General features: G+C 54.0%; 24 protein-coding genes. 15 read left to right on the top strand and 9 right to left on the bottom strand.

Going from position 1 to position 20,828, the window contains the following annotated elements; genetic code table 11:
* Positions 1 to 65: 65 nt before the first annotated feature.
* From JXQ85_RS10825 to JXQ85_RS10805, 5 genes are all read left to right on the top strand, one after another.
* On the top strand, positions 66 to 1,778 hold the full coding sequence (locus tag JXQ85_RS10825) for an acyl-CoA dehydrogenase (RefSeq protein WP_421748914.1): 1,713 nt from the start codon (positions 66 to 68) through the stop codon (positions 1,776 to 1,778).
* Complete coding sequence (locus tag JXQ85_RS10820; RefSeq protein WP_421748913.1) at positions 1,775 to 2,815, top strand: MBL fold metallo-hydrolase; 1,041 nt, start codon at positions 1,775 to 1,777, stop codon at positions 2,813 to 2,815. The genes JXQ85_RS10825 and JXQ85_RS10820 overlap by 4 nt, the downstream gene beginning before the upstream one ends.
* Before the next feature lie 3 nt (positions 2,816 to 2,818).
* Positions 2,819 to 3,268, top strand: coding sequence for a DUF6173 family protein (locus tag JXQ85_RS10815; protein ID WP_421748912.1), 450 nt, complete (start codon positions 2,819 to 2,821; stop codon positions 3,266 to 3,268).
* A 141-nt stretch (positions 3,269 to 3,409) separates the two neighbouring features.
* On the top strand, positions 3,410 to 3,544 hold the full coding sequence (locus JXQ85_RS10810) for an aa3-type cytochrome c oxidase subunit IV (protein WP_421748911.1): 135 nt from the start codon (positions 3,410 to 3,412) through the stop codon (positions 3,542 to 3,544).
* Positions 3,545 to 3,579: 35 nt separating this feature from the next.
* A complete protein-coding gene (locus tag JXQ85_RS10805) occupies positions 3,580 to 4,212 on the top strand; it encodes a hypothetical protein (protein ID WP_421748910.1) in 633 nt (210 codons plus the stop codon).
* On the opposite strand, the gene JXQ85_RS10800 is transcribed toward JXQ85_RS10805, so the two are convergent.
* Positions 4,209 to 4,532: an AzlD domain-containing protein gene (locus tag JXQ85_RS10800; RefSeq protein WP_421748909.1), complete on the bottom strand. Its 324-nt coding sequence runs from the start codon at positions 4,530 to 4,532 to the stop codon at positions 4,209 to 4,211. The genes JXQ85_RS10805 and JXQ85_RS10800 overlap by 4 nt on opposite strands.
* Complete coding sequence (locus JXQ85_RS10795) at positions 4,525 to 5,244, bottom strand: AzlC family ABC transporter permease (protein ID WP_421748908.1); 720 nt, start codon at positions 5,242 to 5,244, stop codon at positions 4,525 to 4,527. Before JXQ85_RS10795 ends, JXQ85_RS10800 begins: the two co-directional genes overlap by 8 nt.
* A 52-nt stretch (positions 5,245 to 5,296) precedes the next feature.
* Between JXQ85_RS10795 and JXQ85_RS10790 the strand changes: the two genes are divergently transcribed.
* From JXQ85_RS10790 to glp, 4 genes are read left to right on the top strand one after another with little or no spacing between them, the layout of a single operon-like run.
* Positions 5,297 to 6,184: a formate dehydrogenase accessory sulfurtransferase FdhD gene (locus JXQ85_RS10790; RefSeq protein WP_421748907.1), complete on the top strand. Its 888-nt coding sequence runs from the start codon at positions 5,297 to 5,299 to the stop codon at positions 6,182 to 6,184.
* The gene (gene mobA / locus JXQ85_RS10785) at positions 6,181 to 6,795 is read left to right on the top strand and encodes a molybdenum cofactor guanylyltransferase MobA (protein ID WP_421748906.1); all 615 of its coding nucleotides are present in this window, start codon (positions 6,181 to 6,183) and stop codon (positions 6,793 to 6,795) included. Before JXQ85_RS10790 ends, mobA begins: the two co-directional genes overlap by 4 nt.
* Positions 6,792 to 7,295 (top strand): molybdopterin-guanine dinucleotide biosynthesis protein B, encoded by a 504-nt coding sequence (gene mobB / locus JXQ85_RS10780; RefSeq protein WP_421748905.1) that lies wholly within the window; start codon positions 6,792 to 6,794, stop codon positions 7,293 to 7,295. The genes mobA and mobB overlap by 4 nt, the downstream gene beginning before the upstream one ends.
* A complete protein-coding gene (glp, locus tag JXQ85_RS10775; protein WP_421748904.1) occupies positions 7,292 to 8,560 on the top strand; it encodes a gephyrin-like molybdotransferase Glp in 1,269 nt (422 codons plus the stop codon). The genes mobB and glp overlap by 4 nt, the downstream gene beginning before the upstream one ends.
* 16 nt (positions 8,561 to 8,576) lie before the next feature.
* Here glp and JXQ85_RS10770 read toward each other — a convergent pair whose 3' ends face one another.
* Both JXQ85_RS10770 and greA read right to left on the bottom strand, forming a co-directional pair.
* Positions 8,577 to 9,587, bottom strand: coding sequence for a hypothetical protein (locus tag JXQ85_RS10770; RefSeq protein ID WP_421748903.1), 1,011 nt, complete (start codon positions 9,585 to 9,587; stop codon positions 8,577 to 8,579).
* Positions 9,588 to 9,611: 24 nt separating this feature from the next.
* Positions 9,612 to 10,082: a transcription elongation factor GreA gene (gene greA, locus JXQ85_RS10765; RefSeq protein ID WP_421748902.1), complete on the bottom strand. Its 471-nt coding sequence runs from the start codon at positions 10,080 to 10,082 to the stop codon at positions 9,612 to 9,614.
* 330 nt (positions 10,083 to 10,412) lie between these two features.
* On the opposite strand from greA, the gene JXQ85_RS10760 reads away from it, so the two are divergent.
* Together JXQ85_RS10760 and JXQ85_RS10755 are read left to right on the top strand one after the other, a co-directional pair.
* Positions 10,413 to 12,062 (top strand): 4Fe-4S dicluster domain-containing protein, encoded by a 1,650-nt coding sequence (locus JXQ85_RS10760; protein WP_421748901.1) that lies wholly within the window; start codon positions 10,413 to 10,415, stop codon positions 12,060 to 12,062.
* Between the two features lie 208 nt (positions 12,063 to 12,270).
* Positions 12,271 to 13,977, top strand: a complete 1,707-nt coding sequence (locus JXQ85_RS10755; protein WP_421748900.1) for a tetratricopeptide repeat protein — start codon at positions 12,271 to 12,273, stop codon at positions 13,975 to 13,977.
* 93 nt (positions 13,978 to 14,070) lie between these two features.
* Here the strand turns inward: JXQ85_RS10755 and JXQ85_RS10750 are convergent, their stop codons facing one another.
* Positions 14,071 to 15,072 carry a polyprenyl synthetase family protein gene (locus tag JXQ85_RS10750; RefSeq protein ID WP_421748899.1) on the bottom strand — a complete coding sequence of 334 codons (1,002 nt, stop codon included), beginning with the start codon at positions 15,070 to 15,072 and terminating at the stop codon, positions 14,071 to 14,073.
* 55 nt (positions 15,073 to 15,127) lie between these two features.
* Between JXQ85_RS10750 and JXQ85_RS10745 the strand changes: the two genes are divergently transcribed.
* The 3 genes from JXQ85_RS10745 to JXQ85_RS10735 all read left to right on the top strand — a co-directional run bounded on the left by JXQ85_RS10745 (position 15,128) and on the right by JXQ85_RS10735 (position 16,457).
* Complete coding sequence (locus JXQ85_RS10745) at positions 15,128 to 15,346, top strand: DUF2007 domain-containing protein (RefSeq protein WP_421748898.1); 219 nt, start codon at positions 15,128 to 15,130, stop codon at positions 15,344 to 15,346.
* Positions 15,343 to 16,098 (top strand): tRNA1(Val) (adenine(37)-N6)-methyltransferase, encoded by a 756-nt coding sequence (locus JXQ85_RS10740; protein WP_421748897.1) that lies wholly within the window; start codon positions 15,343 to 15,345, stop codon positions 16,096 to 16,098. Before JXQ85_RS10745 ends, JXQ85_RS10740 begins: the two co-directional genes overlap by 4 nt.
* A 194-nt stretch (positions 16,099 to 16,292) precedes the next feature.
* A complete protein-coding gene (locus JXQ85_RS10735) occupies positions 16,293 to 16,457 on the top strand; it encodes a YdcH family protein (RefSeq protein ID WP_421748896.1) in 165 nt (54 codons plus the stop codon).
* A 45-nt stretch (positions 16,458 to 16,502) separates the two neighbouring features.
* Here JXQ85_RS10735 and JXQ85_RS10730 read toward each other — a convergent pair whose 3' ends face one another.
* Positions 16,503 to 17,381, bottom strand: coding sequence for a DMT family transporter (locus tag JXQ85_RS10730; protein WP_421748895.1), 879 nt, complete (start codon positions 17,379 to 17,381; stop codon positions 16,503 to 16,505).
* Complete coding sequence (locus JXQ85_RS10725) at positions 17,378 to 18,328, bottom strand: transcriptional regulator GcvA (RefSeq protein WP_421748894.1); 951 nt, start codon at positions 18,326 to 18,328, stop codon at positions 17,378 to 17,380. Before JXQ85_RS10725 ends, JXQ85_RS10730 begins: the two co-directional genes overlap by 4 nt.
* Positions 18,329 to 18,435: 107 nt before the next feature.
* Here JXQ85_RS10725 and JXQ85_RS10720 point away from each other — a divergent pair, with 107 nt between their 5' ends.
* Positions 18,436 to 18,600, top strand: a complete 165-nt coding sequence (locus tag JXQ85_RS10720) for a hypothetical protein (protein WP_421748893.1) — start codon at positions 18,436 to 18,438, stop codon at positions 18,598 to 18,600.
* A gap of 79 nt (positions 18,601 to 18,679) precedes the next feature.
* On the opposite strand, the gene phbB is transcribed toward JXQ85_RS10720, so the two are convergent.
* Positions 18,680 to 19,405, bottom strand: coding sequence for an acetoacetyl-CoA reductase (gene phbB / locus JXQ85_RS10715; RefSeq protein WP_421748892.1), 726 nt, complete (start codon positions 19,403 to 19,405; stop codon positions 18,680 to 18,682).
* A 199-nt stretch (positions 19,406 to 19,604) separates the two neighbouring features.
* The gene (locus tag JXQ85_RS10710) at positions 19,605 to 20,783 is read right to left on the bottom strand and encodes an acetyl-CoA C-acetyltransferase (protein WP_421748891.1); all 1,179 of its coding nucleotides are present in this window, start codon (positions 20,781 to 20,783) and stop codon (positions 19,605 to 19,607) included.
* Positions 20,784 to 20,828: the final 45 nt, after the last annotated feature.

Genomic DNA, 20,828 nt, shown 5'->3' with positions numbered 1-20,828 from the left:
TTCTATGCTGATCTGGGCTGAATACAAGCCTCCTGACGTAAAGCCAACCAGTAAGGGTTCTCTGCATGCCATATCGCGCGCCGACCGGTGAATATGAGTTCATCTTCCAAAATCTGATCAAACTGGATCAGATCCAAGGAACCGAAAAATTTGCAGATGTCGATGGAGATACTGTTTCAGCCATTCTGACTGAAGCGGGCCGAATGAGCGAAGAGGTGTTGTATCCGACCCTGCGCAACGGTGATCTAACACCGGCAGTTCTGGAAAACGGCAAGGTACGAACCTCCCCTGGATTTGCCGAAGCCTTTCAAAGCATGGCGGAAGGCGGTTGGATTTCGACGGCGGCTGATCCGGAATACGGAGGCATGGGGCTGCCTTTCACTGTGACCATGGCGGTGAACGAGATGATGGCGTCGGCCAATCTGGCATTGCAGCTCAATCCTCTGCTGACACAGGGGCACATCGAAGCGCTTGAAGCGCATGCGACGGAAGAAATCAAACAGACCTATCTGCCAAAGCTGAATTCCGGTGCTTGGAACGGGACGATGAACCTGACCGAGCCACAGGCCGGATCAGACGTGGGGGCGTTGGCCACAAAAGCCACGCGCAATGACGATGGCTCCTACGCCATCACTGGCCAAAAGATTTTCATCACCTGGGGCGATTCAGACTTTGCCGAGAACGTCGTGCATCTGGTTTTGGCGCGTCTTTCTGATGGCGGCAAAGGCACCAAAGGCATCAGCCTCTTTGTGGTGCCGCGGCATATTCCTGATGAGAATGGTGAGCCCGGCGTCGCGAACAGCCTCAAGGTTGTCAGTCTTGAACATAAAATGGGCATCCATGGCTCCCCGACTGCGGTGATGCAATATGATGGCGCGACGGGTTGGCTTGTTGGCGAAGAACACGACGGTATGAAATGCATGTTCACCATGATGAATAATGCGCGGTTGAACGTTGGCGGACAGGGTGTTGGCGCGGCTGAGGGTGCATATCAGCATGCGTTGGCTTACGCTTTAGAGCGCAAGCAGGGACGTACTCCTTTGGGGGAAGGCACGATCGTCGACCACGCCGATGTACGCCGGATGTTGGCGACGATGAAAGCGGAGACCTTTGCCGCAAGGGCTATTGCTTTGGAGACCGCTTTGGCGATCGATATGGGCAATGCCACAGGCACCGCCGATTGGAAGGCGCGGGCTGCGTTTTTGACCCCGATTGCCAAATCCTTTGGCACCGACACCGGCATAAAGGTCGCGGATCTGGGCATTCAGGTGCATGGCGGCATGGGCTTCATCGAAGAAACCGGTGCGGCGCAATACGCGCGGGATGTGCGGATCACGTCGATCTATGAAGGCACCAACGGAATTCAATCCATGGATCTGGTTGCGCGGAAACTGATGGATGGCGGTGAAGCTGCATATGCCTTGATCGATGAGATCGAGAGCTTTGCTGAAGATGCGCGAGGGACGCGCCCGAATATGGCGGAAGCTGTCTGGCAAGCAACCGAGACGTTGCGCGAGGCAACCGAGTGGATGGTAAGTCAGGGCAATTTGAATGAGCGATTTGCGGGCTGCGTGCCGTTTTTGAACGGGTTCGCGCGCGTACTTGGTGCGCACTATCATCTGAAAGCAGCCTGCGCTGAGGGTTCAGAAGGCCCCCGGACCAAACTGGCGCGCTTTTACATCAGTCGCCTATTGCCTGAACATGCCGGTGCTTTCGCCCATGCCATGCAGGGTGCGAAAGGGCTCTATGACCTCAGTATTGGTGACCTCAGCGCATGAGTAACCTAAGCGGAATTCGCTATCCGTGGGAAAAGCCTCCTGCGGAAGGCGAGGCCATTGAGGTTGCCGAAGGCGTTCTATGGATGCGCCTGCCGCTGCCAATGGCGCTGGATCATGTGAATGTTTATGCGTTGGACGATGGCGATAGCTGGACCATCGTGGACACGGGCTTTTCCTCTCGCCGTACGCGGGCGATCTGGGAAAAGTTGCTGGCAGGACCGTTGGGTGGCAAACCGGTTTCGCGGGTGATCGTCACCCACCATCATCCGGATCACGTTGGGTTGGCTGGCTGGTTTCAGAGCGAGTATGGCGCCATTCTCTGGACAACGCGCACCGCATGGTTGTTTGCGCGGATGTTGCAACTGGATGAACAGGCCGTGCCGCGACAGGAAACACTGGATTTTTACTTATCTGCCGGTATGGATCAGACCATTTTTGGAGAGCGTAAATCTGAGCGCCCTTTCAATTTTGCCGATGTCGTTTACCCCATGCCTTTGGGGTTTAAGCGCATCAAGCAAGATGATGTGATTCGGATTGGTGGACGCGATTGGGACGTCCATATGGGCAATGGCCACGCGCCAGAGCACCTGACGCTTTGGTCGCGCGATGACAATCTCGTTATTTCAGGCGATCAGGTTTTGCCCTCGATCAGCTCCAATATCGGGGTCTACGCAACCGAGCCTGAGGCCGATCCTGTCGCGGATTGGCTCGAAGCCTGTGAACGGCTTTCTGAATATGCTCAGTCTGATCAATTGGTCCTTGGGGGCCATAAATTGCCTTTCACAGGCCTGCCAACACGCATGCGTCAGCTGATTGATAATCATCACGGCGCGCTTGATCGTTTGCTTGCGCATCTTGAGGAACCGCGTGTGGCTGGCGACTGTTTTGCGCCGCTCTTTAAGCGCAAGATCGGCAAGGGCGAATATGGTCTCGCTTTGGTTGAAGCGATTGCTCATCTTAATCATCTGTACCATCTTGGCGATGTACGCCGAGAGCGCCGGGAAGATGGCGCTTGGCTGTGGCAGAAAAAGGAATGAGTAATGGGCAAGACAATCAAGACCTCTGCAGAGGCTGAAGAAGCGGCAGCCCTGCCGCGTCGCTATGAGGTTGATGCCACCAAAGGCGGCAAAAAAGATCTGCCAGCCGCGGTTGCAGGCAAACCCGTGCAGCAAAAGAGCCCCGCAGAATGGGCCTATGAGCGTCTGATTCTGTATATCCAGAACTTCGAGCAACAGCTTGATAACGAGCATGAGATTGCCATGGGCTTTGTCGGTGGTGATGCCGGCGTGCTGCGCATTGAAGGCATGGGGTATTTTGATCCTGATATGGTGACCTTCCATGGGACAGATACCGCAGGCGCAAAAACTCAGTTGGTGCAGCATGTAAGCCAGTTGAACGTGATGCTGCGCGCATTGCCCAAACAGGTTGAAGCGAAAGAACCCACTCGAATTGGGTTCCAATTGGCGCGCGATCTGGAAGAAAACGCTTAAGGCGTCTCAAGGCCTGATTAATCGCCCACCTGCTCGCCCTGTTTCGCCAAGCTTTGCTGGCAGTTTGTCGCGGAATGTGCGGGTGACAGCGCGGGCGATTTGCAGTATCCAGCGGTCAAACCAGTTAGAAGGGACAGAATTATGTCTGAACATGAACACGGCACAATGAGCACCGAAACGCAGGAAAAAGCGTTCGCAGGCTTTATCAAAGCGTCTACCTATGTTGCAGCGGCATCTATTGGTATTTTGATTTTTCTGGCGCTGTTTAACAGCTAAACCAGCATAAAATCTGGGTAAATGGGGCGGTGGTTATGTTGAAACGTATTGTTCAAACGGTTGTTTTAACGGCTTCGGTTGCAACACTCGCCAGTTGTACCGTTCCAAACGCAGGCGGCGCGAATCTCGAAGAGGTCTCGCGTGCGGCCTATACCCACAACGGCCCCACCAGCATCACGCTCTACACCATGCTGTCCAATCGGAATGGTGCAGGGGCCCATACATCGATCATGGTGAATGGCTCGCAGCGCGTTGCCTTTGATCCGGCGGGATCGTTTCGTCATGAAAAGATCGTATCGCGCAATGATACGGTTTTTGGCATGACACCGTACATGGTGGATCAATACACCCGTTTTCACGCCCGCGAGACATATCATGTGGTGATCCAGACGATCGAGGTATCGCCAGAGGTTGCTGAGCAGGCGTTGCAGATGGTGATCAACCATCCAGCTGTGATGCAATCGCATTGCGCGATGTCGACGTCGCAACTTTTATCCAAACTTCCTGGATTTGAAGACGTCAAACCGTCTTACTATCCGAAACGTTTGATGGAGACCTTTGCTGCAAAGGGTGCTACATTTGAACGTCTCTATGAATATGATAGCGATGATAAAACCGGTGTCTTGCGGGCGTTTGTGCCTGAATACGAACGCCGCGCTGGGCTTTAAGCAAACAGAAAAAGACAGCCGTAGAGTGTGATTGCTCCGGCTGCGACCGCAAAGAGAATATTTTTGCGCCAATACCCAACCGCGAGCGTCACCAAAGCCGCTGCCAATCGTGCAGGGTCTAATTGCCCATCCGTGGCCGCCGGCCATAATACAAGCGGTGCGACCAATCCCGGAAGAATGGCAACCGCCGTATACCGCAAGTGGCGCAGGATCCATGCGGGCAATTCGCGATTGCCGATAAATCCAATAAACAGAAAACGCAGTCCAAAGCTGCCGAAAGCCAGTGAGAGGATCACGGACCAAAGCATGACCTTATTCATCTCGTGGCTCCTTTTTTGAGAGCCAAAGCTCGACCTGCGCGCCCGTCATCATCGCCAAAAGGGCTGCGATCAGGAGCCCAAGGTTATAAGGCACGGTTGTTAACGCCAAAGCGCCGACCACAGAGACAAAGGCTGCAGCTAAATGTGCGGGGGTGCGCATCATGGGGCCGATCATGGCAAGAAATGTGATGGGCAAAGCAAAATCCAACGCCCAGCTTTCTGGCACAGCTTGACCGCCAAGTGCGCCAACCAAAGTAAAGCCATACCAGGTGGGCAGGGCGACTGTGATGACCCCAAAGAAATAAGCAAGCTTTGCCGCGCGTGGCATTTCAGGCTGGGCATCATATTTGGTCAGAGACAGTGCTGCGCTTTGATCCACTGTGGAATAGGCGGCGAAGGCGCGTTGCCACAAAGGTGCGCCCGCAAAATGGGGCGCGAGGCTGGCGGAATACATCGCCATGCGCAGGTTCACAGCCAGGGCAGAAGCAATCACAATCAGGGTTGGCGTATTGTCCGAAATCAGCTGTAGCGCGGCAAATTGGGCGGTGCCCGCCAGCACGGCAATGGAAAAGACCAGAGTTTCAAATACGTTCAACCCGGCTTCGGTTGCAACGACGCCAAACAGGGCGGCAAAGGGCGCCAGCACCAGAAAAAACGGTGCCCCGTCGCGAAATCCCTCCCAGAATGCGGTTTTAGTGGTGGTGGTTGCCATGCCGAGGGCCTAAATTTGAAGATACATTAGCCGTAACCACCTGAAATGCGAGATGCAATTGGCAAAGCTGACGGACATCAATTATCTGATCGCGCCCGACCCGAAACGCGCCGGCTTGACGAGGGCTGTGCGTGGGATCGATCAATCCGGGCAAGAGGCTGATATCTCGGTGGTAGAAGAGCGTCCTTTGACGATTTTCTTAAACCGACGCGAAATCGTGACAGCCATGACAATTGGCGACTACCCTGAACTTCTGGCTTTGGGTTTCCTGCGCAATCAGGGCATGTTGCAGGATGATGAGACCGTGACCTCCGTCGATTTCGACGAAGAGCTTGAAACGGTGGTTGTGCGCACCGACACAGAAACTGACTACGAAGATAAGTTGAACCGCAAAACCCGAACCAGTGGTTGCGCAGTTGGCACCGTGTTTGGCGATATGATGGAAGGATTGGCTGACGTCAGCCTACCTGAATTGCAGGTTAAGACCTCTGACCTCTATGCCTTATCGTCAAAGATCAACCGCACGCCATCGCTCTACCTAGAAGCGGGCGCGATTCATGGCACGGTGTTGTGTCAGGCGGATCAGCCTTTGGTCTACATGGAAGATGTCGGGCGGCATAATGCTGTCGACAAAGTCGCGGGCTGGATGTTTCAAACAGGCACGAGCGGTGCGGACAAGGTGCTTTATACCACCGGGCGTTTGACGTCGGAGATGGTAATCAAATGCGCCTTGATGGGCATTTCCGCACTGGTTAGCCGCTCTGGGTTCACCGCCTGGGGTGTCGAGATTGCAAATCAGGTTGGCCTGACCTTGGTGGGCCGCATGAAAGGCAAACGCTTTGTCTGCCTGTCCGGTGCAGAGCGGCTGATCATGGATGCGGATTTGAACAGCATTGCGGATGAGCCGTCAAAATCTGCGCGCAAAGGATCGCGGGCATGATGAAACCTCTAGGCGTGATCCTGGCCGGTGGCCAAGCCCGACGAATGGGCGGCGGCGATAAAGGCATGTTGGACCTAGATGGCGTTACTATTCTTGAGCAGGTGATTGCTCGGCTGCGGCCACAGGTCGGTGCGATGGCGTTGAATGCAAATGGCGATGCGGACCGGTTCGAGGGTTTTGGGTTGCCGGTATTGCCTGACAGTATTGCTGGATTTCCGGGGCCGCTTGCAGGTGTTCTGGCGGGGCTTGATTGGGCCTATGATCAAGGGGCCGACACTATCGTGACCGCGGCAGCGGATACCCCGTTTTTCCCGTCGGATTTGACTGAGCAATTGTTAAGCGCAGCAGGTCCTGTTCCGCTGGCACTGGCAGCATCGAAAGGCGCAGATGGCAAGGTTTGGCGTCAGCCTACCTTTGGGCTGTGGTCGGTCGCTTTACGTGATGATTTACGGCAAGCACTGACAGATGGGTTGCGTAAAGTTGTTCTATGGACGGATCGCCATGACGCGGGGCAGGCCGTGTTTGCAACAGATCAAGTCGATCCGTTTTTCAACGTGAATACGCCAGAAGATTTGGCGCTGGCCCGAGAACTTGCAAGGCAGATGACATGAAGGTTTTCGGCGTCACCGGCTGGAAAAACAGCGGCAAAACCACTTTGGTGTCGAAGCTGGTGACAGAGATCAAAGCGCGTGGCTATTCCGTTTCAACCATCAAACGCACACACCACAATGTCGACCTGGATCAGCCCGGCACAGATAGTTTCAAGCACCGCAGCGCGGGTGCGCAGGAAGTGGTTTTGCTGTCTGACAACCGCTACGCGCTTTTGCGCGAATTACCTGAGCCAATCTCATTGCCGGCGATGATCGAGCGGTTGGATCCGGTTGATCTGGTGCTGGTTGAAGGGTTCAAAGCAGGGGCCCATGCCAAAATTGAATGTCATCGGGCAGAGCGTGAGCGCCCGTTAATTTCGCAGGACAATACATCGATTGTTGCCATTGCGTCTGATACCGCAGTGGACACTTCCTTGCCTGTGCTGGATTTGAACGCCATCGCCGATGTGGCGGATTGGGTGTTGAACCATGTGGATTTGCCGAAAGAGGCACAGAAATGACGTCATCAAAGCTGACACCGCCACCGCTACAGAACGACTGTTTTGCACTGCCACCCGGCGTGAAGTGGACTCCGGTCGCTGACGCACATGCCATGTTGCAGCGACGACTTGATGTTGTTGTTGGCACTGAAGTCCTGTCCGTTCGCGATGCTTTTGGACGTGTTCTTGCCGCGCCAGTCATTGCAAAGCGCAGCAATCCACCTGCCGCCAATAGTGCAGTTGATGGCTATGCGGTTGCCGGAGCAACCTTCGAAGCCGGAACCCATGTTGTTGCCCTGGTCGATGGGCGTTCCGCCGCCGGTCAACCCTATTCCGGCACTGTCCCAAAAGGACAGGCTCTGCGTATTCTCACTGGGGCTGCAATGCCGGTTGGTACTGACACGGTTATTTTGCAGGAAGATGTCACCCTCGGTGAGCAGGAAATTGCCTTTCGTGGGCCGTTGAAGCTTAGCGCGAATGCCCGCAAGGCGGGCGAGGATTTTGCGACCGGTGATGAGGTTCTGCCTTCTGGCCGGCGTATCACGGCAACTGATATGGCGCTGCTGACCGCGTCGGGTGCACAGGACGTCACGGTGCGCAAACCTTTGCGGGTTGCGGTGATATCGACCGGGGATGAACTGGCTGAGGCTGGTGAATCTGCCACGCCTGATCAAATTTATGATGCCAATCGCCCAATGTTGCTTTCGATGGCCAAGCGCCTTGGGCATGACGTAGTGGATCTGGGGCGCATCGCTGACAATCGAGAGGATGTGCGCGCGGCGTTGGATGACGCTGCACAACGCGCCGATGTCATACTGACCAGCGGCGGCGCTTCGGCGGGAGACGAAGACCACATGTCGGCGCTGTTGCAAGAAACAGGCGCAATGGCCTTGTGGCGTTTGGCAATCAAGCCAGGCCGCCCTTTGGCTCTTGGCATGTGGAATGAAACGCCTGTTTTCGGATTGCCAGGCAACCCGGTTGCCGCTGGGGTCTGTGCGCTGATCTTTGCGACACCTGCGATGGGTGTGCTCGCCGGTGAAGGTTGGCAGGAGCCTGAAGGCGTTCTGCTGCCTGCATCTTTTGAAAAGCGTAAAAAGGCGGGACGGCGTGAATACCTGCGTGCGCGTGTTCGGGAAGGGCAGGTTGAGGCCTTCGCCTCAGAAGGGTCCGGTCGTATTTCGGGATTAAGCTGGGCTGATGGCCTTGTGGAGCTGCCCGACGAGGCCATGGACATAAAGCCTGGCACTTTGGTGCGCTATTTTAGCTACCGCGATTTCGGGCTGTAAGTCATCTTTAGGCTGCTTAATCAAAAATGCCAGCCACACGGCCCAGTAACATAAAGGCCCGTGCAGTGCGGGTCTCTGCGAGGGCTGTGATTTCAACATCAGAAGCTGTCTGTTCAAACTCGACAAACGACTTATCGAACCGGCGCAAGAAGTGATGCGCCGCATCGCGGAAGATCGGGTCTTGTTTCATGCGTCCAGCGGTCAAAGCCAGCGAGGAACGGTCACGAACGCCGCCAAGTGGAGCGACTTCGCGGCCGCGAATGCCTTCCGCAAATAGGCGCCAGACCTCGGGACGTGCCAGATCGGGGCGCAGGTCATCCATGTAGATGCCATCTTGTGAAAGCAACGTCAGAACATCCTGTGCTGCCTGCACCAACTGGCTAGCTTTTCGATCCTTTAGGGCTTTGCGCAGCGCGTTAAACCCTTCTTGATCCTCAGCATTTTCAGGGAAGTGCATGGCGCGAATTAGGTCGGCATTGCTGATCGGCGGGTCCAACTCTTCAGCCTGGGTGCCAAGCGCCAAAAGGCCTTGGTCGGTTTCGTCTCGGGCGGGTTCAACCTGTTCTACCGGTGGGCGCGCGGCTTGAGTTTCACGCGTTGTAGAGAACATCGCAATTGCGGTTTCCGTCTTGCGTTGCGCGGCTGCGATTTCATCGAGCTTTTTAGCAATGGTTGGTTCCAAGCTGCGACCTGTGCCACTGGCCTGCGCTAGATAGCTTTGGCGTAGCCCTTCGACGGTGGCATTGATCCTTTGACCTTCTTCGCGCATCACGCGACTTGAACGCGCGGTCATGGCCGCAATCCAGATCAGAGCAACAGGCATAAAGATTGCAACCATCGTCATGATAAATTGCAAGCTATTGGTGCCTTCGCTGGTGGGCTCTAAAATCAAGAAAAAGACCACAGTGCCCAGGAGCCAAAGCAAGCTAAGTGCGACCGCGGCAATCTCGATACCCGTTACTTCGCGGTGACGCGGACGGTCATAGATGCCAGCTGTTGCTTGCTTGCTTTCGTTTGTTTCAACCATTTACCAACCCCACAAGAACAGGTGTTAAACGTATGCAATCTCTACGATTTCATAGCTCTTTGTACCACCGGGTGTGCGCACGTCTACGCTGTCGCCTTCCTCTTTGCCAATCAAGGCACGGGCAATCGGCGATTTGATATTCAGCAGGCCTTTTTCGACGTTGGCTTCGTATTCACCAACAATCTGCCAGGTCTTTTCTTCATCTGTGTCTTCATCCGCAACAGTGACTGTCGCGCCGAATTTTACTGCGCCGGAAAGGGACGCAGGGTCGATCACATCCGCCAAAGACAGAATGCCTTCTAGCTCTTTGATCCGACCTTCAATAAAACCCTGCTTTTCGCGGGCGGAGTGGTACTCGGCATTTTCTTTCAAATCGCCCAATTCACGCGCTTCGGCGATCGCCTGGATGATCTCTGGACGCTCTACAGTTTTCAAAACTTTCAGCTCTGCCTCAAGCCTGGCGAAACCCACGCGAGTCATTGGAAACTTGTCCATTGGTGTCTTCCCTAAGATTATTCTTTAACGACTGGTCGGATCACCCCGACGTTGACGGCTGACGTACCTCACCTAAATGGCAATGTGAATGCAAGGAAAAGCTTTTCCTTCGTCCACTTCCTGCGTGTTTGTGCATCTTTCACTGTCACCGCCTTAGGCAAAACCAACTTATTTCAGGGGCATTTTGTCGCTTGCGTGGGATACGTGGCGTTTAGCTGAAATTTTACGTCGTGTTTTCATTGACCTTGCCAAAGGGGAAAGGCTAGCAATCGCGAAAGAAAGATTATTTCCCGGTAGCTATCCGGAAGCCCCCGAAGGAAGGAAGCCAAGATGGCCGAGATCGAACGCGAAGCAATGGAATATGACGTGGTCATTGTCGGCGCAGGCCCTGCAGGTCTGTCCGCTGCGATCCGTCTGAAGCAACTGGATGCCGATCTGAACGTTGTTGTTCTGGAAAAAGGCTCTGAAGTGGGCGCGCATATTCTGTCTGGTGCGGTTCTGGATCCATCCGGTTTGGACGCGTTGATCCCAGATTGGAAAGAAAAAGGTGCGCCGCTGAACGTGCCTGTCAAAGAAGACAACTTCTATGCGCTTGGCCCAGCTGGATCTGTGCGCATTCCAAATTTTCCAATGCCTCCGTTGATGAATAACCACGGCAATTACATCGTTTCCATGGGCAACGTTTGCCGTTGGATGGCAGAACAAGCCGAAGAATTGGGCGTAGAAATCTTCCCAGGCATGGCATGTTCCGAATTGGTTTACGGTGACAATGGCGAAGTTAAAGGCGTCGTCGCGGGTGTCTTTGGTCTGGAAGAAGACGGATCTTATGGTCCGAACACAGAGCCAGGCATGGAGCTGCACGGTAAATACGTCTTCCTTTCCGAAGGCGTGCGTGGATCTCTGTCCAAAGAAGTGATCGAGAAATACGGTCTGCAGGACGGCAAAGACCCGCAAAAATTCGGCATCGGCATGAAAGAGATCTGGGAGATCGACCCTGCTAAGCACAAAGAAGGCACTGTGACCCACACAATGGGCTGGCCTCTGGGTTCGAATGCTGGCGGCGGTTCTTTCATCTATCACCTGGACAACAACCAAGTGTACGTCGGTTTCGTGGTGCACCTAAACTACAAGAATCCGCATCTCTTCCCTTACATGGAATTCCAGCGCTTTAAGCACCACCCAATGGTGGCTGAGCTGCTGAGAGGCGGCAAACGCGTGGCTTACGGTGCGCGTGCGATTTCTGAAGGTGGCTATCAGTCCATGCCTAAGATGGTTGCATCTGGCGTGGCTCTGCTGGGTTGTTCTGTGGGCATGGTCAACGTGCCACGCATCAAAGGCAACCACAACGCGATGCTCTCTGGTATTGCGGCGGCGGAAGCAGCACACAAAGCTATTGCCGAAGGCCGTTCTGGCGACGAACTGCACGACTACGAAGTCGACGTGCGCACTGGCGCGATTGGCAAAGACCTTAAGAAGGTTCGCAACGTGAAGCCGCTGTGGTCCAAGTTCGGCATGGTGGCCTCGCTTGTCTTTGGCGGTTTTGACATGTGGACGAATTCCCTGTTTGGCATCTCTCTGTTCGGCACGCTTAAGCACGGCAAGAACGATGCTGAGGCGACAGAGCCAGCCTCTGCGCACAAGCCCATCGATTATCCAAAGCCAGATGGCACGCTGTCCTTTGACCGCCTGACCAACGTCAGCTTTGCCATGACCAACCACGAGGAAAGCCAGCCGTGTCACTTGCGTCTGAGCGATCCAATGAAGCCGATCTCTGACAACCTGCCAATGTTTGACGAACCAGCGCAGCGTTACTGCCCGGCGGGTGTTTATGAAATCGTCGAAAAAGATGGCAAGCCAGAGTTCGTTGTGAACTTCCAGAACTGTGTTCACTGCAAGACCTGCGACATCAAAGATCCTGCACAAAACATTACTTGGGTCACTCCGCAGGGTGGCGACGGTCCGAACTACCCAAATATGTAAGGTCAGCTTGATGATCCTGAAAACGCCCGCTTCACGCGGGCGTTATTCGTTTCAGGGGCTGCATTCGGCGATTTGCTGCTCAAATTCGCGGAAATGTGATTCACCGGTTCGATGATTCCCCCGTTAGCTATTTTCATAGGAAATGTGCCATTGCGAGATGCGGGCGCGCCGTCTAGTCTTTTTGACGACACTGAATAAGGATCGCCCTGTGAGAATACCTCTGCACCTGCTGGCCGCAACCTTGCTTTTGGGCGCGACCGCGCTTCCGATGAGCGCAGACACAAATGCAGGGGCGTATCTCTCCGCGCGTTCAGCGACTTTCGCAAGCGACTATTCCGGCGCTTCTAAATACTACACACGGCTTCTTGTACAGGCACCGCGCGATACGTTTATTCTGGAAAATCTGGTTCTGGCGAATTTGGCGCTAGGTAAGATCGATAAAGCGATCCCGCCCGCCCGCGTGCTTGAGGCTCAGAAGGTCAACAGCCAGATCGGCAATATGGTTTTGCTTGCCGACCTAGTGGAGCAACAGAACTTTGAAAAGCTGATCAACCGGATTCAAGCCGACAATGGCATCGGGCCGTTGGTGGATGGGTTGATGCTGGCTTGGGCGCACCTTGGGGCCGGAGATATTACAAAAGCGCTTGCTGGCTTTGATAAAGTTGCCGAAGAACGCGGATTGGAGGGCTTCGCCCTATATCATAAAGCCCTCGCGATGGCCTCAGTCGGTAATTTTGAAGACGCTGAAAACATCTTTGGCGGCGAAACCGCGAGCACGGTTCAATTGTCGCGCCGAGCGGTGATGGCCCACATCGAAATTCTCAGTCAGCTTGAACGCAATCAGGATGCTATCACGGTGATGGATGCGCTCTTTGGCAGAGACCTCGATCCTGAGCTGCGCGCCATGCGTCAGAAACTAGATGCGGGTCAGATGCTGACCTTCACTCATGTAACCAGCCCGCGTGATGGCATGGCTGAGGTGCTCTACAGTGTTGCCAATGCTTTGCAAGACGAAGCAGCGCCAGATTACACGTTGCTTTACACACGATCGGCGCAATTTTTGCGTCCAGATCATATCGACTCTTTACTGCTTACAGCTGAGCTGCTTGAAGAAGTCGAGCAATATGATCTTGCAACGGACGTCTACAAATCAGTCCCATCGGGGCATCATAGTTTCCATGCCGCAGAGATGGGACGCGCCGAAGCGCTGCGCGCCGGTGGCAAAAACGAGGCTGCAATTGAAGTCTTAGAGCAGCTTGCGCGGACACATGGTGATCTGCCAATTGTGCACACTTCACTAGGGGATGCGCTGCGCCAGCAAGAACGGTATGGGGATGCGGCGAAGGCTTATGACGCGGCGCTTGGGCTGCTGGATAGCCCGGATGCCAGCCAGTGGTTCTCATATTATGCGCGAGGCATTTGCTACGAACGTCTTGGGCGCTGGCCGCAAGCGGAATCCGATTTCCGTCAGGCATTGGAGTTGAATCCCGACCAGCCGCAAGTGTTGAACTACCTTGGGTATTCGCTGGTCGAAAAAAAGATCAAGCTTGACGAAGCCTTGGCGATGATCGAGCGCGCCGTCGAGACCCGCCCAGATAGCGGATATATTGTCGATAGCCTTGGCTGGGTGCTCTATCGCTTGGGGCGCTATGAAGAAGCAGTATCTCATATGGAACGGGCAACAGAATTGATGCCAGTTGATCCAGTGGTGAACGATCACTTGGGTGATGTATATTGGGCTGTTGGTCGCAAAACCGAAGCGCAATTCCAATGGATGCGGGCGCTGAGTTTTATTGATGAGAACACGCCAGAAGATGCTGATCCCGATCGCATCCGTGCAAAGTTGGATCGTGGTCTTGATGCTGTGCTTGTCGAAGAAGGGGCAGACCCAATTCAGATCGCAACAGGGCAATAAGACCAAGCTTTTCTTTTTGCAAAAATTACCCTGGGTGAGGGTGAGCACTGCTCACTTGGGGGCAAAGCCCCCATCCAGTTCTGAAGTGGCTTTCTAGCTCACTCGTGCGACGACGTAGTCCGCAAGATCGATCAGCAGAGTCTTTATTTCGTGATCTGGCAGCGGTGCCAATGCGGTCTTGGCCTTATCGGCCCAGTACAATGCATCGACACGTGTTGCTTCTAGCGTGTCATGCTTGTTCAGCAGGTCCAGAGCATGCTCTAGATCGCCGTCACCTTGTTTGCCTTTTTCGATGGTTCGCTGCCAAAAGGCGCGTTCCTCTGCGTCGGCTTTCGCCACGGCCTTGATCACTGGCAGGGTCAATTTACGCTCACGGAAGTCATCGCCAACGTTCTTACCGGTGGATTTGGTATCGCCTTGGTAATCCAGCAGATCGTCAACGATCTGAAAAGACACCCCAAGGGCATCGCCATAGTCGAACAAGGCTTTGATGTGAGTTTCGTCGGCGCCAGCAATCACGCCACCAACTTCGGTTGCGGCTGAAAACAGCGCTGCTGTTTTTCCACGCACAACTTGCAGATACACGCTTTCATCGGTGCGCAGGTCCTGAGCTGCAGTGAGCTGAAGCACTTCGCCCTCTGCGATGGTCGCAGACGCATTGGCAAGAATATCAAGTACGCGCATGGAGCCAGTTTCGACCATCAATTGGAATGAACGCGAGAATAGGTAGTCGCCGACAAGGATCGAGCTTTTGTTATCCCACAGCAGATTCGCTGTTGGGCGTCCACGGCGCTGGCCGCTTTCGTCTACAACGTCATCATGCAGCAGTGTCGCTGTGTGGATAAACTCTACCGTCGCAGCCAAATGCAAGTGGTAAGGGCCGTCGTAGCCACATAGTTTCGCAGCAGCCAAAGTCAGCATCGGGCGCAGGCGTTTGCCGCCAGCCCCGACAAGATGCGCTGTGACCTCAGGAATACGAGGCGCGTGTTCACTGGCCATGCGCTGGGTGATCAGTGTGTTCACCGCATTCAATTCGTCAGACAAAAGTGCGCTCAGCGCCTCATGCGGTTTTGTTGCTGCGTGGTCCAGACCCATCACACTCCCGTCACAAGGCTCGACATTCACCGCTCCTTGCCCTTACATCCCAGATATGAAGGAACTCTTGCGTACCACCGACCCGACGATCATCGCCTTTGCCATGGCACTCCTTCGAGGGGAGGGTATAGACTGCTTTGAAATGGACGTAAATATGAGCGTGTTAGAAGGTGGAATTGGCATCTTTCCACGTCGTATTTTGGTGCATGCCGACAGTCTTGTGCAGGCCGAGCGTGTCATGAAAGACAATGAAATCCCTTTGGGGCGTCAGTGACTGATAAAATCACAGAAAACGAGTACCTTAGCGGTCGCGTTCGTATTCGTCAGCCAGCGGTGGGATATCGCGCGGGCGTTGATCCTGTGCTTTTGGCGGCCTCCATTCCTGCCAAATCGGGACAAAGTGTCTTGGAGTTGGGAACAGGGGTTGGCACTGCGGCGCTATGCCTCGCAGCGCGTGTCTCTGAACTATCCCTCACAGGCATTGAAATTCAGCCCGATTATGCGGCCCTCGCGCGTGCAAACGGGTCACTCAATCAGGCCGATTTCGATGTGTTTGAAGCCGATCTTGCCAAACTGCCCAGTGACTTGAAACAGCAGCGATTTGACCACGTGATAGCCAACCCGCCATATTTTGATCGCTTGTCGGGACATACAGCATCTGATGCCGGGCGCGAGCGCGCAATGGGGGAAGACACCCCTTTGAAAATCTGGCTCGAAGTGGCCGCGAAACGAGTGGCACCTAAAGGCTACATCAGTTTCATTCACCGCGCAGAACGGGTTGGTGATATTTTGTCCTTGATGCCGCCATCTATGGGGTCTGTGCAGGTTCAGCCTTTTATTCCGCGCCCTGAACGGGATGCCAATCTGGTGATTGTCCGCGCCCGCCATTCGGGTCGCGCACCTTTAAGGCTGCATGCACCTTTTCAACTTCATCAAGGGTTGCGGCACGAAAAAGATGCAGAAGACTACACTATCGGCATAAAAGCGGTTCTCAGAGACGGAAAAGCCTTACCGATCCCGGCATAAATCCGCCCACAACTGACCCTACATAACATTCTAATATGTCTATGCAATTTCGATATGCGCAATAATCTTGCTTGGATCTATGCGGAATTACTTTGGTTTTAAGGTAAAAATTATGCGCCTGCAGCGTGACAGATGTCCTCATTTATGGTGCACTGTTTTGGTTAATCGAAACCAACTTGAGAGGAGTATACCATATGAGCGTAAGCGCACACCTGGAACAACTGAAACAGAAACACGAGAGCCTCTCAAAGCTTGTCGAAACGGAACAACGAGCACCTGGGTCAAGTGACCTCAAGGTTGCAGAGATGAAAAAGCAGAAATTGAAGATCAAAGAAGAGATCGAGCGACTGTCTGCTTAACGACACCAAATCTTTTGAATTGCCCCGTTTCATCAGAAGCGGGGTTTATTTTGCCTGGTCCCTGCTGCTTACGCTTGCGCGCGCAGCGATCAATGCCCCGGCAGTGATCAAAATGGCCGCAAGTACCAAGGTCCAGTTGGCGCGCGCCACACCTGCTGCAACCAAAATCAAAGTCGACAAAAGGGGCGCTGCATAAGAGCCTGTGCCAAGCAGTTGAATGTCGCCCTTTTTCACACCTACATCCCAGACATAAAAAGCCAAACCCACAGGGCCGAGGCCAAGCGCTAATACTGACCCCCAGCCAAGCGCTCCCTGCGGCCAAGCTGTGGTTTCAAGCGTTAAGTGCAATCCAAAGGATAGGGCTGCAGTTGCGATACAAAAGATTGACACAGCAGCCGTAGGAACATCACCCAGGTGCCGTGAAATAACCGAGTAGCCGCTCCAGAATAGGGCGCAACAAAAGGCCAGTGCATACCCGGCACTTGCATCAGCGTTAAAGCCTTCACCACCGCCCAATACGATCAGAGCGGCCCCTGTAAAGGCAACAATTGCACCCAAGATATGAGCGCGTTTCAAGTTTTCTGAAGGTAGGAATCCTGAGAATAGAACAATCAGCAAAGGCCAAAGATAAGCAATGAGCCCCGCCTCAGCCGCTGGGGCCAGGCGCAAAGCACTGAAATAAAGCGCGTGATATCCAAACAGCCCAACGGTGCCAAATCCAAAGACCCAAAGTGGCACGGATCTGAGTTTTGAAAATCCGCCAGATTGCGCAGTCCAGAATAGCCCAAGGCCACCTCCGATCGCAAAGCAGACTGCGTTCAGCAGTAAGGGAGGCATTGGTGCGGTGCCGACCGTGAAGAGCGCTAGGAACGACCAAAGGATCACGGCGACGAAGCCCAACAAGGTTGCTTTGTTTTTGGTCATGACGAGGTAAGTTCGGCCAATTTGATAATTTCAAAGTCATCTGAGAAATGCGCGGTTTTTTCGATTTCTGCAACAAACCAATCGCGCAGCGCCGCGACGTCGGGCCGGGTTTCAGCGCCTTTCCGGCACAAAAAACTGAACCTTGCATCCATTTCGAGCGCTAAGTTGTAAGGCGCGACAAGGCGCCCCTCCATCACATCCTGCATGATAATTGGTCGGCGTCCGAGCGCCACGCCAACGCCCGCAACTGCAGCGTCGATTGCGTGGTCTGCATTGGAAAAATGGGCCCCACGCTTGTCGGCTGGGAATTCCAGTCCGACTGCTTGAAACCAAGTTGGCCAATCACAGCGCGGGTTTAGAAAATCTAAGGAGTCATCGTAGATCAACGGTGCCTTTAAAAGCTTTTCCGGTGTGTCAAACTCCGCGGCCATTTCAGGGGTCATTACCGGGGTGATCCACTCGTTTCGCACAGGCACGCTGTAAAGCTGTGGGTAGTCTTTTTGTCCAAACCGAATGGCGACATCTACATCGTCGTGATCAAAGTCCAAGTTTCGAAGCGTGGCCGAGAAGCGCAGTTCGATGTCTGGATGTGCTCTGGCAAAATCAAATATTCTTGGCGCAAGCCATTTGGCTGTCAGCGCGGGCCCTGCTGTGATCGTTAATGTGTTCACATCCACCGTGCGCTTGGCGGCTCGCCATGCATTTGCAAGCCAATCGAAACCCTCTGTGGTCCCGGGGGACAGCGCGATACCGGCTTCGGTCAAGTCAACGGCTCTGTTGCGCCGAATAAACAGCGGGCTTCCAAGATGCTCTTCCAGCGATTTGATTTGAAACGAAAGGGCTGCAGGCGTGACATTCAACTCATCTGCGGCCTTTGCAAAGGACAGGTGGCGTGCGGCGGCTTCAAAGGCGCGCAGGGCGGTGAGGGGGGGTAAGCGATCAGGCATATCAGTTAAGTAAAACTAAATTGAAGCGTTGAAAAGTCTCGTTTGTAAACATTTCTGCAAAGCGCCATGTTTGAATCAGTTCAGAAATTCAAATGCAGGAGCGCACGATGATTGAAGTGTCTCACAACCCGCAAATCGCCCAAGCCTACCGGAAAGCGCATGCAGAACGTGCAGCGATTTTTGCGAAGATTTTCTCCTGGTTCACCAAATCTAAAGCTGGTGACAAAGATGTTCCGCTGGTGCCGATGCTCCTTACGGAACCGTCCCGCTGATCTGGCAACAGTTCTTACGGGGCACAACGAAAAGGGCCGGTCATTTGACCGGCCCTTGGTAGTTTGAATTATCTGCGCGTTAGACGACGAATTGTGCGCCATTGGCAGAGATGGTTGAGCCGTTGATGAAGCCTGAATCATCAGATGCCAAGAATGCCACGCAGCGTGCGATTTCTTCTGGCTCACCCAGGCGGCCTGCAGGGATCTGAGGGATGATCTTGGTGTTAAGAACTTCCTCAGGGATCGCGCGAACCATTTCAGTTCCGATGTAACCCGGGCAAATCGCGTTTGCAGTGATACCAGCGCGTGCACCTTCTTGTGCCAAAGACTTGATGATGCCCAAGTCGCCCGCTTTGGTCGCGGCGTAGTTCACCTGACCGAATTGACCTTTTTGACCGTTGATTGAAGAGATTACGATAACGCGGCCGAACTTACGCTCGCGCATACCTGGCCAAATTGGGTGAACGGTGTTGAACACGCCAGTTAGGTTGGTGTCGACAACTTCTTTCCACGCCTCAGGGGTCATTTTGTGGAAAGGCGCGTCACGGGTGATGCCAGCGTTTGCGACAACAACATCGATTGGGCCAAGGTCGGCTTCGACTTGCGCGATACCCGCTTTGGACGCGTCATAGTCAGCAACGTTCCATTTGTAGGTTTTGATACCGGTTGCTTCTGTGAAAGCCGCCGCTTTTTCATCGTTGCCAGCATAGGTCGCTGCAACGTCATAGCCTTCAGCCTTCAGGGCTTTGGAAATGGCTTCACCGATGCCGCGTGAACCGCCGGTGACGAGTGCTACTTTTGCCATGGTCTTCCTCCAATATGGCTAAATCTTCCTGGTAATTCTGTTACGTAGATTGCGCTCGGTGTGCAATATTATTTCTTTGGGAAAATTGCCGCACCGTAGCGAAATTCAATTTTCTGCTAAAAAAGTATGCACTTATTAACAAAAAAGAGCGCCCCCACAGAGGGACGCCCTTCACAAACAAAGTGTGGACGTCCCAGACTTATGGGCGCTCAACGCAGAGGGCTACGCCCATGCCGCCGCCGATGCAAAGAGTCGCTAGGCCTTTTTTGGCGTCACGGCGCTGCATTTCAAACAGCAGCGTGTTCAAAACGCGGCAACCAGATGCGCCAATTGGGTGGCCAATCGCGATTGCGCCGCCGTTGACGTTGACGATGGATGGATCCCAGCCCATGTCTTTGTTCACAGCACAAGCTTGTGCCGCGAAGGCTTCGTTGGCTTCAACCAGATCCAGATCGGAAACCGACCAGCCCGCTTTATCCAACGCTTTGCGGGAGGCGTAGATTGGGCCAACGCCCATGACGGATGGGTCCAAGCCGGCTGTGGCGTAGGACGCAATGCGCGCCAAAGGTGTGATGCCGCGCTTTTCAGCTTCGTCTGCAGACATCAGCAATGCACCTGCAGCGCCGTCGTTCAGACCGGAGGCGTTTGCAGCGGTTACGGTGCCGCCTTCGCGCATGAAGGCTGGGCGCAGTTTCTGCATGTTTTCGATGGTCGCGCCGTGGCGGATGTATTCATCTTTGTCGACGATGATCTCACCTTTGCGAGTTTTGATTGTGAATGGGATCACTTCATCATCAAACTTGCCAGCTTTCTGAGCAGCTTCGGCTTTGTTCTGAGACGCCAGAGCAAATTCATCCTGCATCTCGCGGGTGATTCCCCACTTTGCAGCAACGTTTTCCGCAGTTTGGCCCATGTGGTAGCCGTTGAACGCATCCCATAGACCGTCTTTGATCATGGAATCGATGTACTTCATGTCGCCCATTTTCTGGCCTGCGCGCAGATGTGCAACATGGGGGGAAAGGGTCATGTTTTCTTGACCGCCCGCTGCAACGATAGATGCATCACCCAGTTGGATGTGCTGAGCTGCCAGAGCAACGGCACGTAGACCGGAACCACAAACTTGGTTGATGCTCCATGCGGCACTTTCCTGAGGAAGGCCTGCATTGATATGTGCTTGGCGTGCTGGGTTTTGGCCTTGGCCTGCGGTCAGAACCTGACCGAGGATTGTTTCAGACACTTCTGATTTATCAACGCCAGCGCGTTCAACCAAAGCTTCCAAAACAGCCGCGCCCATATCGTGAGCTGGCGTGTTCGCAAAAGAGCCGCCAAAGCTGCCAACAGCAGTACGGGCTGCGGAGGCGATTACTACGTTCGTCATATTGTCGATCCTCTAAGATGCAAAAATGCGTCCACCGGCGGGACA

Source organism: Cognatishimia sp., assembly GCF_049116455.1.
In the GTDB taxonomy this organism is placed as follows: Bacteria; Pseudomonadota; Alphaproteobacteria; order Rhodobacterales; family Rhodobacteraceae; genus Cognatishimia.
The sequence above is the reverse complement of the archived record's forward strand: the minus strand, read 5'-3'. Positions and strand labels throughout refer to the sequence as shown.

Excerpts from the sequence above, each read along its gene's own strand:
- JXQ85_RS10825 (WP_421748914.1), top strand. The coding sequence starts at position 66 with ATGCCATATCGCGCGCCGACCGGTGAATATGAGTTCATCTTCCAAAAT.
- JXQ85_RS10820 (WP_421748913.1), top strand. The coding sequence starts at position 1,775 with ATGAGTAACCTAAGCGGAATTCGCTATCCGTGGGAAAAGCCTCCTGCG.
- JXQ85_RS10815 (WP_421748912.1), top strand. The coding sequence starts at position 2,819 with ATGGGCAAGACAATCAAGACCTCTGCAGAGGCTGAAGAAGCGGCAGCC.
- JXQ85_RS10810 (WP_421748911.1), top strand. The coding sequence starts at position 3,410 with ATGTCTGAACATGAACACGGCACAATGAGCACCGAAACGCAGGAAAAA.
- JXQ85_RS10805 (WP_421748910.1), top strand. The coding sequence starts at position 3,580 with ATGTTGAAACGTATTGTTCAAACGGTTGTTTTAACGGCTTCGGTTGCA.
- JXQ85_RS10800 (WP_421748909.1), bottom strand. The coding sequence starts at position 4,532 with ATGAATAAGGTCATGCTTTGGTCCGTGATCCTCTCACTGGCTTTCGGC.
- JXQ85_RS10795 (WP_421748908.1), bottom strand. The coding sequence starts at position 5,244 with ATGGCAACCACCACCACTAAAACCGCATTCTGGGAGGGATTTCGCGAC.
- JXQ85_RS10790 (WP_421748907.1), top strand. The coding sequence starts at position 5,297 with ATGCAATTGGCAAAGCTGACGGACATCAATTATCTGATCGCGCCCGAC.
- mobA (WP_421748906.1), top strand. The coding sequence starts at position 6,181 with ATGATGAAACCTCTAGGCGTGATCCTGGCCGGTGGCCAAGCCCGACGA.
- mobB (WP_421748905.1), top strand. The coding sequence starts at position 6,792 with ATGAAGGTTTTCGGCGTCACCGGCTGGAAAAACAGCGGCAAAACCACT.
- glp (WP_421748904.1), top strand. The coding sequence starts at position 7,292 with ATGACGTCATCAAAGCTGACACCGCCACCGCTACAGAACGACTGTTTT.
- JXQ85_RS10770 (WP_421748903.1), bottom strand. The coding sequence starts at position 9,587 with ATGGTTGAAACAAACGAAAGCAAGCAAGCAACAGCTGGCATCTATGAC.
- greA (WP_421748902.1), bottom strand. The coding sequence starts at position 10,082 with ATGGACAAGTTTCCAATGACTCGCGTGGGTTTCGCCAGGCTTGAGGCA.
- JXQ85_RS10760 (WP_421748901.1), top strand. The coding sequence starts at position 10,413 with ATGGCCGAGATCGAACGCGAAGCAATGGAATATGACGTGGTCATTGTC.
- JXQ85_RS10750 (WP_421748899.1), bottom strand. The coding sequence starts at position 15,072 with ATGGGTCTGGACCACGCAGCAACAAAACCGCATGAGGCGCTGAGCGCA.
- JXQ85_RS10745 (WP_421748898.1), top strand. The coding sequence starts at position 15,128 with ATGAAGGAACTCTTGCGTACCACCGACCCGACGATCATCGCCTTTGCC.
- JXQ85_RS10735 (WP_421748896.1), top strand. The coding sequence starts at position 16,293 with ATGAGCGTAAGCGCACACCTGGAACAACTGAAACAGAAACACGAGAGC.
- JXQ85_RS10730 (WP_421748895.1), bottom strand. The coding sequence starts at position 17,381 with ATGACCAAAAACAAAGCAACCTTGTTGGGCTTCGTCGCCGTGATCCTT.
- JXQ85_RS10725 (WP_421748894.1), bottom strand. The coding sequence starts at position 18,328 with ATGCCTGATCGCTTACCCCCCCTCACCGCCCTGCGCGCCTTTGAAGCC.
- JXQ85_RS10720 (WP_421748893.1), top strand. The coding sequence starts at position 18,436 with ATGATTGAAGTGTCTCACAACCCGCAAATCGCCCAAGCCTACCGGAAA.
- phbB (WP_421748892.1), bottom strand. The coding sequence starts at position 19,405 with ATGGCAAAAGTAGCACTCGTCACCGGCGGTTCACGCGGCATCGGTGAA.
- JXQ85_RS10710 (WP_421748891.1), bottom strand. The coding sequence starts at position 20,783 with ATGACGAACGTAGTAATCGCCTCCGCAGCCCGTACTGCTGTTGGCAGC.